Here is a 16,313-nt window from a genome sequence, read left to right on the forward strand (position 1 = left end):
CGCACGTGTCCGTATCCAGGCTGATAATTTCCAGGCGGCGTCTGATCAATGGTTGCTTCGATTTCCCCGAATGGGTGTGGATGGGCGGATTTCCCCGGGGCCGAAGTTGACTTACCGGGGCGTGATTCAACTGGAAAAGGGAGAATTCGCGCATAACGAAACCGGAATCCGGGTCAGTGGAATTTCCGGGAGCGTGCCTTACACCAGCGAGGGACAAATTGCCGCCTTGCCGCTGACTATTGAGCAAGTGGATTTTTCAGGCATCAAATTGCAAAAAATTCAGTCCGATGTGTTTGTTTCCGGGCGTACAGCCATCGCCGGCGGATCCGCGGATTTGTCGGATGGGCGTCTGAAAATGCGGTTCAATGCCGGGGCGGATTCCGGTGCCACGGACAATCTGTTTCACATCGATTTCGAGATACCAGCAACCGATCTTGGCGCCGGTTCTGATTTGGGAAACATCCTTCCCGCCATGACCGGTTTCAGGGGTGGCGGCGGCATCGGCTTGCTGGGAAAGATCAATATGTTGCCGGATTCCGGCCTGTCCTCAATGGCGGAAATCACCCTGACAGATGTCAATTTGACCTCTAAGCAGGCGAGACTGAACGTCTCCGGTTTATCCGGAACCATTCGTTTTGATCGTTTGCATGAGTTGCGAACATTACCTTCCCAGGTTTTGCGTTTTCAATCGCTTTCTCTTGGACCCGCGAAGATTATGGACGGACGTGTGCAGGTTCAGCTTGATGGCTTGACATCCGGGTTAATGGAACGGTTGGATTTTGCCTTTAGCGGAGGTCGGGTAACCACAACGGCGTTTCGATTCCCATCGCAGGATACGGGCATGGAAATCGATTTCATTTGTGATCGCCTGCAGTTGGCCGACCTGCTCAACATGATTACCGGAAAAAGCAATGCCACCGGGGAAGGAACCATCAGCGGCGTGTTACCGGTCCGCATCGGTTCGGATGGAATCCATTTCAAGGAAGCGCACCTGGCTACGAGCCCGGGTGATACGGGAATTATACGTGTTGTGGACGCGGCGGATATGACAGGCGGTATCCTGCTGGCGGAAGAGTCCATTCGCGATTTCTCATACGAGTGGGCCAAGGTGAATATCGAGGATTCGCGAGATCATTTGAATATGGTGGTTCAATTGTCCGGAAAACCGCGGCGGAAACTCCCGTTGAAGTTTGATCCCGCTAGGCGGGATTTCGTTCGCGATCCTTCCGGTGAGCGATTGGTGGATTTAAAGGGGTTGCTTTTGGAACTGAAATTTGTGGACATTGATGTAAACGCCCTGCTCAGGGAGTCGGGGCTGCAGTCGAAAAAATAGGAGGTGTTATGAGGCGGATATGGGCGGTATTTGCGTTGATATGGATCCTTACCGGAGGGGTTTCGTGTATTCGCATGAAGCATGAGATGACGATTCAGCCGGTACACGTCACGGTGGAAATCCGGGTCAAGATCGACAGAGCGCTGGATGAATTCTTTGGCGACCTGGACGCGAAGCAGTATGAAAAAGAAGCGAAACCAGGTGATCCGAATGGAGGGGATAAAGATGAAGCATAAATGGTTTGGAGTATGGATAGTGTTGTTGGCATTCGGTGTATCCGCGATGGCGGCGGACCGGGCCGCCATCAAGAAGCGCATGGCGGAAAGACTGCCTCTTCTGACGCAGATGAAAGATCAGGGCCTGATCGGCGAAAACAACCTGGGATATCTTGAATTTCGTTCCAGCGACCAGACCGATAAGCAAAAGGATGCGGTCAGCCAGGAAAATGTGGACCGGCGGCTGGTATACCAGATGGTGGCGGAAGAAATCAACGTGAGCGTGCAGGTAGTCGGCAAACGGCGCGCCGTTCAGATCGCCAGAAACGAGCCGGCCGGCCACTGGATTCAGAAATCCGACGGGACCTGGGTGCGCAAAACAGATTCGGACGATTAGGTTGCCGGCCGAAAGGAAACGATCCGCCCCATTTTCCTGCTTATGGATTATAATCCACGAATGAGTGCGCGGAAATCCGTTGATCCGGTGAAGGAAACCAATCGCCTGATTCGCCTGGCGCGGTCGTACTGGGATGCTCACAACAACTCCGCCTGCCGCATTCATCGCGAAAAGGCCATGGAGTTGTATGAAAGTCTGAGCCGGGAGCAGCGGGAAAAGGTGCCGCAGGTGCTGCGGGTGTGGCTGCGCTACCGTAGTGAAAAGTACTTCGGCCCCCATCGCACTCCCCCGGGAAAAAAGAAAACAAACAAAGACTGACCTGCCGCTGAAGCTGGAACACTACCCGCTCGTGGCGGTGTGGTCCGTTCGGATCCAGGTCTGGGTACGGCCGATCTTGACAATGAATTTGATATAGCCGTACACTTTCAACTCGCTGCCGCCGTTTTCGGTATGGACCCGGCAATGGTATTGTTTGCCGTTCTCCGGGTCCACGATCTTGCCGTCCACCCAATGGTCGCCTTTCTTTTCAAATCCCCACATGAACACCATGCCGATAATCTTTTTGTCTTTCAACTTTCCCTTGCACTTGTCACAGACCGGATCGGGATCCTCTCCCGGCTTGGGGAAGATTTTCAGAATCCGGCCCCTCAACATTGCCGTTTCATCAATCCATACCTTGACGATGGATTTGACTTCTCCGGTCTCGTCGTCAATGGTTTTCCAATACCCCTCCGGAGATCCGGATTCCGCGTGAATGCTTGCCATGGTTGTCAGAAAAAGAAGGCAAAACAGGCAGGTCTGTATTCGCCGTGCTGTGTTCATGTTTAATTCTCCTGGAACTCCAATCCGGTTATTCTAATCCGGATCCGATCATAGCACATTCCAAAATTTCCAGGATCATAGGGAATTGCGGAGCCCGGCATCCCGGGCCGCCCTCATGGCTTCATCGAATTCCCGTTTGGTGATCCCGCGGTTGATCTCCGGGTATTTCCGGGCCAAGTAGCAGGGACGATACTGACTCATGATGTTGACGAAGCTGTCCGGGCCCGGCTTTTCAACTACAAAGCGGACAAAATCGGTGGTGCCGGCCAGCCCCCCGGGCAGCACCAGGTGGCGGATCAACAGCCCGGATACGGCGATTCCCCGTTTGTTTGTTTTCAGTACCCCGACCTGGCGGTGCATTTCCAGGAGGGCCTTACGGGCCTGTTCCGGGTAATCGCCGCCGCGCCGCATACTCCGGTTTCACCGCGTTTGCGATCCGCTTCGCATTCGCAGGGACATGGCCGGCAGGCGGAAATATGCGATTCAAGGTCATACAATAAATGGTAGTTTAAAACCAGTTCCCATTCTCTTCCAGAGTACGATTTTTTGTTGAAAATACCCACACACTCACTATATGATATGAAAGCGAGAGGGTAAGGCCAGTGCCGATACCCTGACATTGATAGTGCTGTATTTTGGAAGAAGTGGATTTTTGGAACTGATTGCGGATTCGAGACCGTGTCCGGGTTGGGATGGCGAAAAGAAAATTTACACTGGAAGAGTGAGGAGGGGGATTATGAGATTCGGGCTGAACTTCTTGGCGGTCTGTCTGTTGGTCCTGACCGTGTGCTTTTCTTTTCCTTCCGTTTCTTTTGCTGCGAAAACGGAGCAGTTGTATCCAGTAGCTGATGGTGAGGTTTATGCCTTCTCTTACCGAAACTGGAACTGGGCCAATGCCGGAAAATCGGTGAACATGGGTGCCGGCTGGCACCCGGCAGGCGGAGAAAAGCGGGCCTATCTACGCTTTGAGTTGTCGGCCGACGTGGTTGTCGGTCGCGCCGTTCTGAAACTTTACCAGAACCATAGTGCCGGGCCTGTACATGAACTCGGTGTTTATCGTGTCACGGGACCATGGGAGGAAGGTTCTCAAACATATCACTCCGGGCAGGTGGAAGCAAAGGCCAAACCAGGTGAATTATGCTGGATGCAGCAACCTGCTTTTGATACAAGTCCTGAGGCCGTTTTCATGTCGGCTTCTTCCATTCCGGCGTGGACTGAAGTGGACATCACAGCTCTTGTTCGGAAATGGCAGGCGGGTGAATCCAATTGCGGACTGGTGATTAAGACGACCCTTACCGATCCCACATCAAGCGATCCCGAAGCCAAATCCCAGTTCGCTACCCGCGAGTCCACTGACCCCAACCATCGTCCCGTACTGGTGATTTTTCAAGACGGCCAGGATTCAGGACCGAGACAGCGCGTTGAAGCGCGAACCATGGATACAACCACCTGTGAGCAAGTTCCCGGTACGCTTGCCGTTCCGGAGGGGCAGGCGGCCGTCAATTTTCGAATCGAACGCCTAGACGGATGTACCCAGTGCCATTCCCAGACTCATCCGGTGAAAATCCATGCATTCGTTATCTTCGACCCCGGAGTGATGACCGTTTATACAAAGGAGCGCGCCAGGATCGGGCTCCCGCCCTGGCCGGTATGGCCGCCGATGCCACGAATTGAAATAACCGAAAAGGAAATGGAATTTTCCGCCTATCATTTCCCAACTTCCCGTGCCCTGGCGGTTGTTTTTCACTATATACGTGAAACAAACAAACCCATATCCGAATTTCCCCAGTCCTTAAAGGATCTCGTGCTTGGTCCGGGAAAGTACCAACTACATGTGGGACAGGGGCGGCAGGGCGGAGCGGGACAGGAAAAACCCTGGGACCTGGAACCTACACCATACTGCCGGGGTTGAAGCCCCATCAAGACAAGGCGACAATTTCCATTTGTATCAAGGAAAACTAAAAATATGACGGAAAGATTGTGTTTCCCAGGCATGGAGGATAAAGTGGGTCGAACTAAAATCATGGCTCTTGTTTTGGTTATGGCGATTTTCATCCCGGCTTTTGCCTCACAGCCGGATTCCATCAACATGGTGTTAAAAAAAGCCGAAGAAAAGATGGCCGCAACTCTCGTCCAACTTAAAGAGTTACCAGATGAGATGAACACCTTTTTCGCACGGGCAAAGACATCTCTTGCTGAGCAAATGAGGATTGCTGAATCCCGGATGCAGACGCTCCGGAACCTTTTGAAACCCGGGGGTGCGGAAAATCCGGATTATTACCAGATCATTCATTTGACTACTGAGATTCTGCGTCAGGCTCCGGATACCGAGGCTGCGCGAAACGCCCATTGGGATATGCATGATTATTTGCTGAAGGTTCACAATGTTCGGGGTGCCCGGGATGCCCTGATGAGCTATCTCCACAAGTATGGCGCCGACGCGGTCAATCGGAAAGGAGCCTTCGAAAAACTCGCGGATTTGGCTGCGGATGACAAGGAATGGGATTTGGCCCTGTATTATTCAGAGAAAGGCCTGGAGATTTCAGCCGGTTCACCGGTGGTATTGTTGAGCAAAGCCAGGGCCCTGGTCAACCTGGGATTTCTGCCGGAAGGGAAAGTGTTGCTCCAGAGTGTTGCAAAGGCAAACCCGGGTTCATCCCATGCGGAAATGGCGATGAATAGTCTTAAGCAGCTGGAACAGGCGGATTTCAACCCGAATCTTTTGAAAGGGTACAGGGAAACCATGAAGACCATGAAAGAAATCGGAGCCGCCGCCGCAACGTACTATGTCGATTTTAATCAATATCCCCGAACAATCAAAGAACTCTACCCCGCCTTTCTTCAAGAGCTTACTGAGAAGGATGCCTGGGGCAACGCTTTTGTCTTAAGATTCGATTCAAACGCGAACAGGTTTCTCGTTGCCAGCGGTGGAAGCGACGGCGTTTTTAACGGTTTCGACCAGCAGGGGTTCTATGTAGACCTCCAGGGAAAGGACATTATTTTTTGCGATGGGGCATTTGTCTATGCCCCAAAACTGTAAAAAAACGGGGGCATTTTTTTGGTTGCCGTTTCCCGGCGATCAGGCTGCTCCAAGCGAGCCGTATCCGAACCATTTATGAATGGTTTTCACCACTTGGAAATGCCACGAATTGTCATTACGCAAGCCCCCCGTTTTTCCCAATTATGGTTTTAATCCCCCAAGTGTGTGCGGAAAGCCGCTGCTGCGGTTAAAGAAACCAGCCGCCTGATTCGCCTGGCCCGGATGTACCGGAATGCCCATAACAGCCACGTCGGCAGAATCCTACGGGAAAAAGCTTTGGAGACACACAGGCATACGACCAAAGAGCAAAATGAAACGCTTCATGATCATCAGCCCCATCTGGACGCCCCTGACCCGGAGATTCTTGACATTCCGGTTTCGCTAACCTAGAATCCGCCAATGGGGAAATGCGGGTTTTTCGAGAACAATGTTTTGGACCGCGCGCGTGGTTTGTGTGCCGGTGTTACAAAATTCACAGGAGAGACACACCATGGATATTCAAAAAATTTATGAGTATGCGTTACAGCGTGAATATGAAGGCAAAAGGTTTTTTGAGGAAAATGCGGAACGCATGAAACATTCTGCGGCTGCCGGCATTTTCCGGGAACTGGCTGTCGAAGAACAGAAACACATCGAGTTCATTCAGGGACAACTGGATGCCTTGAAAAAGGGTGAGGCCGCCAACGAAACGCTTGCGACAGAAATGGAAACAGAAGGCTTCTTTTCGCAGCGCGCTCGATCCGAACTGATGGACCAGACCGTTCTGGAAGCCATGGTCCCTGACCTGCCGGTGTTGCGCATGGCCTACCTGATTGAGCGCGACTTTGCCGAATTTTATGAAATGTCAAGCAAGAAAGCCGGCGGTGAAGCCAGAAAAGTACTGGAAAAGCTGGCCAGATGGGAACGTGGCCACGAAGAGCTTTTCAATGAAATGCACGACAGGGCGTTTGAAGAGTACGCGCAAATGCCTTGGGGTGGCTGACGCGACATTTCAAGACCGTTTCCGCCCCATGGCAATCATTCCAGGGGGCGCGCAGGTCTTTTATTCAGTGCCGTGTATGATTCCCGTGCCGATATGCTGTGCCCGCGATCTGCTCATGTAGGCAAAATGCCGGTTGGCGTGATTTTAAAACCATTCCCGACGTTGAATAAAGGAACGGATTCGAGGAGGCTTGCATGAATGCGGTGCATATCGTGTTGACCGGCCTGGGAGTTGTTGTTGTTTTCCTTGGTCTGGTGTTTGTGATCGGCGGCAGGTTCGTTCCGGGCCTGATCATTCTGGGTACGGGAATTGCCCTGACGGTTCTGGGACTGCGCGGTACGCGGACAAAGAACGTGGTTCTGGAAAGTAAGCTGGAACTCAGTGGAGACGTAAAGCTTGAAGATTTGAATTGCCGCTACTGCGGCGCTTCGCTCAGTGCGGATCAGGCGGCCCTGCGTGCCGGTACTGTGTTTGTTTCCTGTCCCTATTGCCGGCATGAATACCAGCTTGAGGAGGCTCCGAAATGGTAAGGGCGATTCTTGCCGTGTTGTTGTTGTGTCTGCCCATTGCAGGCCAGGATTACGGCTTTTTTATTCCGGAGTTTAAGTGTACGGTTGAGGTCAACCGGGACAGAAGTTTGACGATCGCTTATGACATTATGTTCCGCTGCCAAACCGGGCGCAGCAGTATCGATATCGTGGATATCGGTTTTCCCTCCAAAGACTACGACCTGAGTTCGGTGATTGCAACCATTGATGGAAAGCCCCTTGATCAGATTTTTCCCTCCAAGTACGTTGACGTCGGGGTGGAGGTTCACCTGGGTGGGGACGCGATCCGACCGGGGCAGAGCGGACGATTCCAGTGCGCGAGCGTGAACCGGGGAATGGTTTTTCTCGATTCGGAAAAGAAGGATTACGCGTCCGTGGAGTTTTCCCCTACCTGGTTTGACGGTGATATCCTCAGCGGGAAAAGCGATTTTACACTTGAAATCATTTTTCCACCGGGTGCGAAGCCCGACGACGTGGTTTTTCACAAACGGCCTTTTACAAGTTCGCATATCACTTCACAGGGGCGGGTCGTTTATGTATGGAAGGAACTGCGCAAAGTGGATTCCCGCTACAACGCGGGCATCTCTTTTCCCGCCGCCCTGGTGGCGGGGCCGTTGACGGAAAGGCCGAAAAAACCCGTGATCAGCTCCCAGGCCATGGATGTTTTGATTGTTTTTTTTGTCATGTTCCTGATCTTCGCCTTGATTGTCTTCTTTGTCGTGAGGGCGATGCGCAAAGCCAGGCTCAGAATGGAGCAATACCTGCCTCCGTCCATCGGCCTGGAAGGTTCAAGTGTGCGCAGGGGTCTCACCGCTCCCATGGCGGCCCTGCTTCTGGAAGAGAAGCTGGACCGGGTTTTTCTCATGATCATTTTCGGCATGATCAAAAAAGGCGCGTTGCGGCTGGATGGAAAGATTTTAAGGAAAGCGGGATCCGCCGAGGGACTCAGGCCATATGAAAAAGAGCTGTTGGATATTATCCCCGAGAAAGGCGCCATTGCGGAAAAGAAGGTCAGAAAAATCTTTTTAGGCATGATCGAGGAATTGAAAAACAAGATGGAGGGCTACTCGCTGAAAGAGACAAGAGAGTACTACAGAAGCGTAATCAAGAGTGCCTGGAAAATGGTGGAGAAGGATCGATCCGCCGAAGAGTTGGGGAAAAGGTTGGCGGATATGTTTCAATGGCTCCTGGCCGACCGGGATTTTGCATCCAGGGTCGGAGAACTGCCCGCGGAAAAACGGGTCCGTCTTCCCTCTTTCTGGTTCGGTTCCTCTACCGGCGGCTCGCGTTCCGGGTCATCCGCCAACATTTCTCTGGCGGCCGCCTGTTCCGAGTTCGCGGGATTCCTCGAGGGAACCGCGGGGGGGTGGGTCGGCGAAATCTCACAATTGTCCCGCGCGGTAACCGCGGTGTCCAATCCGCCACCTGTATCCACCAGCGGAGGCGGTTCGGGAAGCGGCTGCGCCTGCGCGTGCGCTTGCGCGGGTTGTGCCTGCGCCTGCGCCGGGGGAGGTCGATAAAATGCCGGTAAGCACTCAAAAGGGCGGGCCCGGTTTAAGTCCCGGGGGACTGCACCATTTCATGCGTAACGGACACAGGATTCACCTGCGCGTGGACCCGGAAGGCAACGGGATCCTTACGGTTGACGCATCCAGGATCATTCATCTCAACAAGGTGGCCGCGGACATGGCCTGGATGATTTTGTCTGAGTTTTCCCATAAAGAAGCTTTGGCGAAGTTGAAAAGCAACTACAACGCGGGCAAAAAAGAGGTCGAAAACGATCTGAACGCTTTCCGCGTTACCTTGGAAAAAATCCTTTGCAGCGGCGCCATAGAGCCCATCACTTTCTTAAATATCGATGTGCGGGAACCGTTTCAAAGCAAGGTTGATGTCCCATACCGCATGGATCTGGCCCTCACCTACAGGTGCAACCTGAAATGTTTGCACTGCTACAATGAGGCAAGAGAGAAAAGCGAACTTTCGTCTCAGGAGTGGAAAAAGGTCCTCAAGATTATCTGGGACCTGGGCGTTCCCCATGTGATTTTTACCGGCGGTGAAGCCACGTTGCGAAACGATTTGCCTGAATTGATCGCTTTTGCCGAATCCCTGGGAATGGTTACGGGGCTTTTGACCAACGGCGTGAAACTGGCCGACGGCGATTATCTGCAAAAACTGGTTGACGCGGGACTGGACCATGTGCAGGTGACATTGGAGTCCCACGATGCGAAGGTCCACAACAGGATGACCGGCACGGAAAGTTTTCAGACTACGGTTGCAGCCATCAGGAATTGCCTGGATGCGGGCCTGCACACCATCACCAATACCACCATCACCACCCTCAACCGTGACGGCATGGCCAAAACCGTCCGGTTCGCCCATGAGCTTGGACTGAACGCGATCGCGGCCAATGCCGTGATTCATTCGGGAAAGGCCGATGGCGGGCGGTTCGCGGTATCTGCAAAAGACCTGGAGATTACCATGCTGGAAATGGTGGAAGAATTGGACCGGCTCGATATGCGCTTCATCTGGTATTCGCCTACCCGGTATTGTGAGTTCAATCCCCTGGAGTTTTCTCTGGGTCCCAAGCGTTGCACCGCCGGAGAATATAACCTGTGTGTGGAGCCGGACGGCGAAGTTCTGCCCTGCCAGAGCTGGTACGAATCCGCCGGCAATATTCTGATGGACTCCTGGGATTCAATCTGGAACAGTCGCCTGATGAAAGCCGCCCGTAAGCGCGCCTGGGTGGATGCGGAGTGCCGCGATTGCGTGCATTTTGATTTGTGTGGCGGAGGGTGTCCGCTTGAAAAGAAGACGGGAGTACCCTGCAAAGATTCGATGTGACGGTGCGGCCCTTGCCCGGATATACGAACGGCAGTTTCGTGAACTTGCCGGGTTGAGGCGGTATATCTGTTCCCTGCTTCCGCTGAGAAGAGTTGAGAAGATCTTTGAGCCGGGTTGCGGAACCGGACTCCTGGCAAGGGAGATGATGGCCCTCAGCGATGCGTCCTATATCGGAATGGATATCCGGGAAGCGATCCTTGCGCAAGGTGATGCTTTTGTGGCGGGCGATGCCGTGCGATACCCCCGTGAAGCGGATCTGTATGTCGCCTCGTTCTTTTTCTCCAGTGTGGCGGATCCGGCTGCGTGGTTACGCCGGGTGAAAAGAAAGTTGTCTCCGGGGGGCTGGTTTGCCTTGTTTGCCGAATACGATTACGAGGCCACTGCGATCCGTCCGGATTCCGGCTTTAAAAGCAAATTGTTGGACGGGCTTCGCGCCACGGGACTTCATACCGGGAATGGAGCCAGACTCAATCAAGTTTTCCGGGAAGCCGGGTTTGCAAAGCTTTACGGGGGTATGGTTCACAACACGGTCGAAAGGCCGGATGAAAAATTCCTCTGCATGCATGTGGATCGATTGCCGGACCCGCTGCCGCAGATCGAGTGGCGGATCGTGTGGGGCATCTGGCGCAACCGGATTTAACCTGCATTTTTCACAACGATCTGCTCGCGACAATCATTGTGAGAAATGCAGATAAATCGCAAAAAAACTCACTCTTTGAAGGAGCAGGAGCGGTCTTCGAGCGCCTCGGTAGCGGCATCTTTGCCGGTTTTTGCCAGGTTGATGGACTTGCAGATGCGGCCGTCGACCAGTTCAAAGATGTGATCCGCGCGCAAAGCCACTTCGCGGTCATGGGTGACCATAACCAAGGTGATATCACTCTCGCGGTTCAATTCGGCCATGATATCGAGGACGGCATTGCCGCTTTCACGGTCTAGGTTGCCGGTGGGTTCGTCGGCAAAGATCAGTTTGGGGCGCGTAACCAGGGCGCGGGCGATGGCGATACGTTGCTGCTGACCTCCGGATAACTCATATATCGCTTTATTTCGGAAAGGCGCCATGCCAATGCGCTCCATGATGCGCAATGCCTCTTTTCGGGTTTCAGCATCCGGTTTTCCAGCGGCGATCCAGGCAGGCAACAGGATGTTTTCCAGCGCGGAAAATTCCGGCAAAAGGTAATGGAACTGAAAGATAAAACCGACGTTGCGGTTGCGGAAAGCGGCCAGGTCGTTGACATTATGGGTGCGTATGGTTTGACCACCGATTTCGATCTCGCCCGCGGTGGGTGGATCCAGCAGTCCCATGCAGTTGAGCAAAGTGCTTTTGCCGGATCCGGATGGTCCGATCAGGGCGGAGAAACTGCCGGCGGCAATCTCAATCGAGATGTCGTGCAGGACCGGTGTGTCCACGCGACCGTAATATGTCTTGCACAGGCCTCGGGTTCTCAACACAGCGTCAGCCATTGCGGATTACCTCGATGGGTGACAGTTTCGCCGCACGGCGCGCGGGAACCGTGGATGCCGTTACGGCGGCGATCATGGCCAGTACAAATGGTGTCAACAGGGTACGGAGGCTGATTTCCAACCCGAAGGCCGCACTGGTGCCGGTAATAAATCCATAGCCCATCAGCAGGCCAAGCAGAACCCCCAGCAGGGAGCCGACTGCGCCCAGCAGGATTCCCTGGATCATAAAGATACGTGAAGCGCTGCGGTCGGTTGTTCCCATGGCTTTCAGTATCCCCAGTTGCCGCTGCTTCTGCACCGCGGCGATACCCAGCACACTGGCGATCGCCAACGAGATGCTGACAATCACAAAAAACTGGATGGTAACCGACGAAGTGCTCTGCGAGCGCAGCGCGGTCAACAAATCCCGGTTTTTCTCCTGCCACGATTCGAGTTTCACCCGCGTGTATTGACGACCGATATCCCGTGACACATCCTGAGCGGCAAATACATCCCGCACTTGCGCTTCGACTGCGGATACTCCTTTGATGGCGAAAAAGCTTTTTACCAGGTCGATGGATGCCACCAGCAACTCATTGCCGGCCGCCGCACCCAGGTCAAACACGGCGCCGACACGCAAAACCACCTGGTCTCCCTGATCATTGCGCAAATAGAACTTGTCGCCCACGGCCAGTGTCAAGCGCTCCGCGAGGCGTTTCCCCAGGAGAACGGAATCCGAACCCAGATCAGGGTTTCCGGAGGTGGTGTTTTCCCGGATGCGGTAGATATCCAGTCCTTCGGGTGCGGTCAGTCCCTTTACGGCCACGGCCACCACGGTGTTGCCGCGCACAATAAAACCCTGTCCGTTGGCAGCCGGCGCCGCTCGCAATACACGCGCATCATTGGACAAATCGTTGACATACTGCTGCCAGGAATGGATCTCGGTGTTTTCTTCAACCAGAAAGCGGCCGCGATCACTGAAATCATGATCATTGGCGTCAGAGGGCCGGCGATCAGCGGGCAGGACCAGCAAATGGGGCGAAGAACCGACCGTATTGGCTATCAGGCTGATCTGAAGCCCGCTGATCAACGAAGAGAGAAAAAACTGCACCGCCACACCCACGGCAACACCCAGGATGATTAGAAAAGTCTGACCCCGTCCCCGTATCAGGAATCGCAGGGCGATCATCCATTCGTAGCGGTTCTTTTCGGTTTTCATTCGGGCAGTGTGATGGGTGTCCCCTCAGGCAGGTTGGTCACGTTCACCCACTTTTCCCCGATGGGCACGACCGTAACCATCTTGCGCTCTACATCTTTTCCATTCTTCACCATAACGAAATTTCCCCGCGGACTGCGGATCAAGAAGCGGGTCGGAAGCGCCAGGACATCCGCGTTGACGTCTTTTCGCTTTTTCCCGGTGATTTCTACAATACCGGTCATGCCGTGCTTGATAAAGGAGCGATTCTCGGTCACCTCGATTTTCAGGCGGCAGGTGCCTTTGGCTAGACTGATCACCGCACAAACCAGGCTGACCCTGGCCTTGACTTTCTCGGCGGGGAAGGCATCGAAAGTGATGGTGCAAGGAAGGCCGGCCTCAAGAAAAGGCAGCTCTTTCTGATCAACGCCGGCCTCGAGTACCCAGGGTTTGTCTTCCAGGACCGTAACCGCGGTTTCGCCCATAACCAGGGTTTCCCCCGGCTTGGCATCGAGTTTGACAATGAGGCCATTGTAAGGAGCCACCAGGCGCATGTCGGAAACGGCGCGACGTGCCAGCTTCACCCGGGCGTCAAGAACGTTCAATTGTTCAACCCACTCGGCGGCCCGGCCGCTACGTTTGTAGGCGTCTACCTGGAGTTTGACCTGGTTGAAGCGGGCCTGTGCTTCATCTTTCCGGGTTTGCGCTTTTTCCCAGTCTACCTGTGATACACCGCCGGCTTGAAAGAGCCTGCTCAGGCGCTGCGCGTGATTTCGTACTTCCGATAACGAAACCTCAGCGTTGCGCAACTGCTCAAGCAGTCGTGGATAATCTTCTTCCCTGGCGTTGATCGTCTTGAGCTTTGCGGTTTCGTAATTACTCAAGGCGATGGCCAGTTCCTGCTTTTCTTTGAAATCATCGAGTTGAACCAGCCGGTCGCCCTGCCGGACGGTCTGGCCTTCAACAACCGGGACCTCAATCACATCTCCCTCAGCCTTAACGGTCAGCGTATAGGGTTCGGGAAACTGAACCGTACAGGTGGCGGTTATCCAGTATTCGATGTCCCTGCGTTCCAATATGTAGAATTCATCTGGGGACGTTTTTATGAAAAGGGCAATCAAAATAGTTAGAACAATGATGCCGGCAAGGATAAAAGCGACCTTTTGTTTCATATGGCGTGATCTCCGCGAATGGGAAGTCATTATAGCGGGTTCCCGGTTTCAAGTAAATGGATTTGCCGTAACCGGCTGCTTCTTGAACGGGGGTTTGTTTTGCCAGACGAAACCAGGGCCTTGAAATGCAAATAAAAAATGCGATTGCGCGGGTCTTATGGGAAAAAGACGCTGTACTGAATTAAAATAGATATTATAATATAGATTCAGCAAAGGCAAGGAGGCCGCATGCAAACCAAGAAAAAGACGATTCTCGATCTGTACAAAATGAAGCGAAAAGGAGAGAAAGTGGTGTGGGTGACGGCGTATGATTGTTGTTTTGCCTCATACGCTGAAAAAGCCGGCATCGATATGATCCTGGTGGGAGATTCAATGGGAATGATTGTATATGGCTACCCCGGAACCGTTCCCGTTACCATGGATATGAGCATCAACCATTGCCAGGCGGTGAGAAGAGGCGCGCCCAACACCTATATTATCGGTGATATGCCCTTTGGCTCCTATCACGAGAGTACGGCCGATGCCGTGAGAAACGCGGTACGGTTCATGAAAGAAGGGGATGTCGACGCCATCAAGCTTGAAGGCGGAGTCGGGGTGGCGGATAAAGTCACGGCGATCGCCCAGGCCGGAATGGTCGTGTTCGGGCATGTCGGACTGACTCCGCAAAGCTCGGCCGCCATGGGCGGATTCAAAGCCCAGGGAAGGACCATCGAAAGCGCAAGAGCGGTAATCGAGGATGCCGTCGCCGTCTACAAGGCCGGTGCCCGGGTTGTATTGCTGGAAGGTGTTCCTGAAGAAGTTTGCGCCTTTGTGCACAAAATTCTGCCCACACCCGTGTATGGAATCGGCGCGGGATCGGACGCGGACGGCCAGGTACTGGTCATGGGTGACGCCCTGGGCATGTTTGAAACATTCACACCCAAATTCACCAAGAAATACGCGGATATCGCCAAAGTGGCGACGGAAGGTTTCGCGGAGTTTATCCGGGAAGTCAAGGAGGGTACATTCCCCGGGCCGGAGCATAAATACAAGATCAAGGACGAAATTGCGGAGTTTGAGGAATTGTTCGCGAAGCTGGAAAAAGAATTCGGCGATATTGAGTAACGGAGGAACACATCATGATGAAATATGCCGCGCGCATGAAAAGTATGGAAAAATCCGCGTCAATTATTCGAAACCTTTTTGGAGCCATGAACGACCCCGAAATGATCTCTTTCGGCGGCGGCGCTCCGGCAAAAGAATGCCTTCCGGTTGACACAGTCAGAGAAATTGCCGCGGATGTGTTGCGCAGAGATACAAGGGGAGTCGAGGCGCTCGCGTACGGATCCGTCATGGGAGTACAGGATCTCAGGGAGGTCGTCGTAACGCACCTGCTCGCACCCAAGGGCGTGATCGCTTCTGCCGAGAACATCATGATCCTTACCGGCGGGCTGGAAGCCATGAATCTCATGTGCCAGGTGTTCATTGAACCCGGTGATGTGATTCTGGTCGAGTCTCCGACGTTCGTGCACAGCGTGGAGATATTTGACATGTTCCAGGCCAGGTGCGTCGCGGTTGACATGGATGACGACGGCATGATCCCGGAAGACCTGGAAGAAAAAATCATCCGGCACAGCCCCAAAATGATCTACGTAATCCCCACTTTCCAGAACCCCACGGGAAGAACATTGTCTTTGGAAAGAAGGAAAAAAATCGCCGAAATGGGCGGCAAATACGATGTCATCGTGCTTGAAGATGACCCGTACCGGGACATCCGCTACAGCGGCAGGGATATTCCCCCCATCAAAGCCTTTGACAAAACGCAACACACGGTGCTGGCCAACAGTTTTTCAAAGATATTTTCTCCGGGGAGCCGGTTGGGATACATCCTGGCTTCAAGTGAAATAATGGCAAAGCTGTTTGACGCCAAATCCGCCACCAATTCACACACACCGATCCTGCCGCAGATATTGTGCGCCGAGTTTTTCAAGCGTGGCTATTATCCGGATCATCACAAGGCCCTGTGTGATATCCACCGTGAGCGGCGCGACGCCATGATCGAATCGATTGACAAGTACTTTCCGCAAGGCACAAAACGGACATTTCCGGACGGAGGCCTGTTTACCTGGGTGGAACTTCCCGGGGGCATCAACACCACCGAGTTGCTCAAGGAAGCCACATCCAACCCCGAAGTCAAGGTCGCCTACGTGGCGGGAGAAGGATTCTTTACGGAAGGAAACGGCAGGGGAAGCAATGCCATGAGAATGAGTTTCAGCGCGGTTCCACCTGACGGAATACGAATCGGGGTGGAGCGCCTGGGAAAACTCATTCAGTCAAAACTTAAATAAA

16 protein-coding genes and 2 pseudogenes are annotated in these 16,313 nt (G+C 53.5%); 13 read left to right on the forward strand and 5 right to left on the reverse strand.

Annotated features, from left to right (window positions below; translation table 11 throughout):
• From ENN40_11740 to ENN40_11755, 4 genes and pseudogenes are all read left to right on the forward strand, one after another.
• Positions 1-1,333 (forward strand): hypothetical protein (locus ENN40_11740; protein HDP96010.1); only part of this gene is annotated, 1,333 nt, incomplete at its 5' end.
• Positions 1,334-1,341: 8 nt separating this feature from the next.
• Complete coding sequence (locus tag ENN40_11745; GenBank protein HDP96011.1) at positions 1,342-1,569, forward strand: hypothetical protein; 228 nt, start codon at positions 1,342-1,344, stop codon at positions 1,567-1,569.
• Positions 1,481-1,945 (forward strand): DUF1318 domain-containing protein, encoded by a 465-nt coding sequence (locus tag ENN40_11750; protein HDP96012.1) that lies wholly within the window; start codon positions 1,481-1,483, stop codon positions 1,943-1,945. Before ENN40_11745 ends, ENN40_11750 begins: the two co-directional genes overlap by 89 nt.
• A 214-nt stretch (positions 1,946-2,159) precedes the next feature.
• A pseudogene (locus tag ENN40_11755) lies at positions 2,160-2,360 on the forward strand (DUF702 domain-containing protein).
• Here the strand turns inward: ENN40_11755 and ENN40_11760 are convergent.
• The gene (locus ENN40_11760) at positions 2,285-2,767 is read right to left on the reverse strand and encodes a DUF2147 domain-containing protein (GenBank protein ID HDP96013.1); all 483 of its coding nucleotides are present in this window, start codon (positions 2,765-2,767) and stop codon (positions 2,285-2,287) included. The pseudogene ENN40_11755 and the gene ENN40_11760 sit on opposite strands and share 76 nt — an antisense overlap.
• A gap of 75 nt (positions 2,768-2,842) precedes the next feature.
• Positions 2,843-3,178, reverse strand: a complete 336-nt coding sequence (locus ENN40_11765; protein ID HDP96014.1) for a hypothetical protein — start codon at positions 3,176-3,178, stop codon at positions 2,843-2,845.
• Positions 3,179-3,503: 325 nt separating this feature from the next.
• Between ENN40_11765 and ENN40_11770 the strand changes: the two genes are divergently transcribed.
• From ENN40_11770 to ENN40_11800, 7 genes and pseudogenes are all read left to right on the forward strand, one after another.
• A complete protein-coding gene (locus ENN40_11770) occupies positions 3,504-4,679 on the forward strand; it encodes a DNRLRE domain-containing protein (GenBank protein HDP96015.1) in 1,176 nt (391 codons plus the stop codon).
• A gap of 93 nt (positions 4,680-4,772) precedes the next feature.
• Positions 4,773-5,807 carry a hypothetical protein gene (locus tag ENN40_11775; protein HDP96016.1) on the forward strand — a complete coding sequence of 345 codons (1,035 nt, stop codon included), beginning with the start codon at positions 4,773-4,775 and terminating at the stop codon, positions 5,805-5,807.
• A gap of 427 nt (positions 5,808-6,234) precedes the next feature.
• Positions 6,235-6,789, forward strand: a complete 555-nt coding sequence (locus ENN40_11780; protein ID HDP96017.1) for a hypothetical protein — start codon at positions 6,235-6,237, stop codon at positions 6,787-6,789.
• A 194-nt stretch (positions 6,790-6,983) separates the two neighbouring features.
• Positions 6,984-7,319 carry a hypothetical protein gene (locus ENN40_11785; GenBank protein HDP96018.1) on the forward strand — a complete coding sequence of 112 codons (336 nt, stop codon included), beginning with the start codon at positions 6,984-6,986 and terminating at the stop codon, positions 7,317-7,319.
• A 1,454-nt stretch (positions 7,320-8,773) separates the two neighbouring features.
• A pseudogene (locus tag ENN40_11790) lies at positions 8,774-8,857 on the forward strand (streptolysin S family bacteriocin).
• A 1-nt stretch (position 8,858) separates the two neighbouring features.
• A complete protein-coding gene (locus ENN40_11795) occupies positions 8,859-10,178 on the forward strand; it encodes a radical SAM protein (protein ID HDP96019.1) in 1,320 nt (439 codons plus the stop codon).
• Complete coding sequence (locus tag ENN40_11800) at positions 10,084-10,818, forward strand: methyltransferase domain-containing protein (protein HDP96020.1); 735 nt, start codon at positions 10,084-10,086, stop codon at positions 10,816-10,818. The genes ENN40_11795 and ENN40_11800 overlap by 95 nt, the downstream gene beginning before the upstream one ends.
• 68 nt (positions 10,819-10,886) lie before the next feature.
• Here the strand turns inward: ENN40_11800 and ENN40_11805 are convergent, their stop codons facing one another.
• From ENN40_11805 to ENN40_11815, 3 genes are read right to left on the reverse strand one after another with little or no spacing between them, the layout of a single operon-like run.
• Positions 10,887-11,639, reverse strand: a complete 753-nt coding sequence (locus tag ENN40_11805; protein ID HDP96021.1) for an ABC transporter ATP-binding protein — start codon at positions 11,637-11,639, stop codon at positions 10,887-10,889.
• The gene (locus ENN40_11810; GenBank protein ID HDP96022.1) at positions 11,632-12,837 is read right to left on the reverse strand and encodes an ABC transporter permease; all 1,206 of its coding nucleotides are present in this window, start codon (positions 12,835-12,837) and stop codon (positions 11,632-11,634) included. Before ENN40_11810 ends, ENN40_11805 begins: the two co-directional genes overlap by 8 nt.
• Positions 12,834-14,015 (reverse strand): HlyD family efflux transporter periplasmic adaptor subunit, encoded by a 1,182-nt coding sequence (locus ENN40_11815; GenBank protein ID HDP96023.1) that lies wholly within the window; start codon positions 14,013-14,015, stop codon positions 12,834-12,836. Before ENN40_11815 ends, ENN40_11810 begins: the two co-directional genes overlap by 4 nt.
• A gap of 198 nt (positions 14,016-14,213) precedes the next feature.
• Here ENN40_11815 and panB point away from each other — a divergent pair, with 198 nt between their 5' ends.
• Both panB and ENN40_11825 read left to right on the forward strand, forming a co-directional pair.
• Complete coding sequence (panB, locus tag ENN40_11820) at positions 14,214-15,089, forward strand: 3-methyl-2-oxobutanoate hydroxymethyltransferase (protein ID HDP96024.1); 876 nt, start codon at positions 14,214-14,216, stop codon at positions 15,087-15,089.
• A 14-nt stretch (positions 15,090-15,103) separates the two neighbouring features.
• On the forward strand, positions 15,104-16,312 hold the full coding sequence (locus ENN40_11825; protein HDP96025.1) for a PLP-dependent aminotransferase family protein: 1,209 nt from the start codon (positions 15,104-15,106) through the stop codon (positions 16,310-16,312).
• The last annotated feature ends 1 nt before the right edge of the window (position 16,313 follow it).

It is taken from the genome of Candidatus Aminicenantes bacterium (assembly GCA_011049425.1).
In the GTDB taxonomy this organism is placed as follows: domain Bacteria; phylum Acidobacteriota; class Aminicenantia; order UBA2199; family UBA2199; genus UBA876.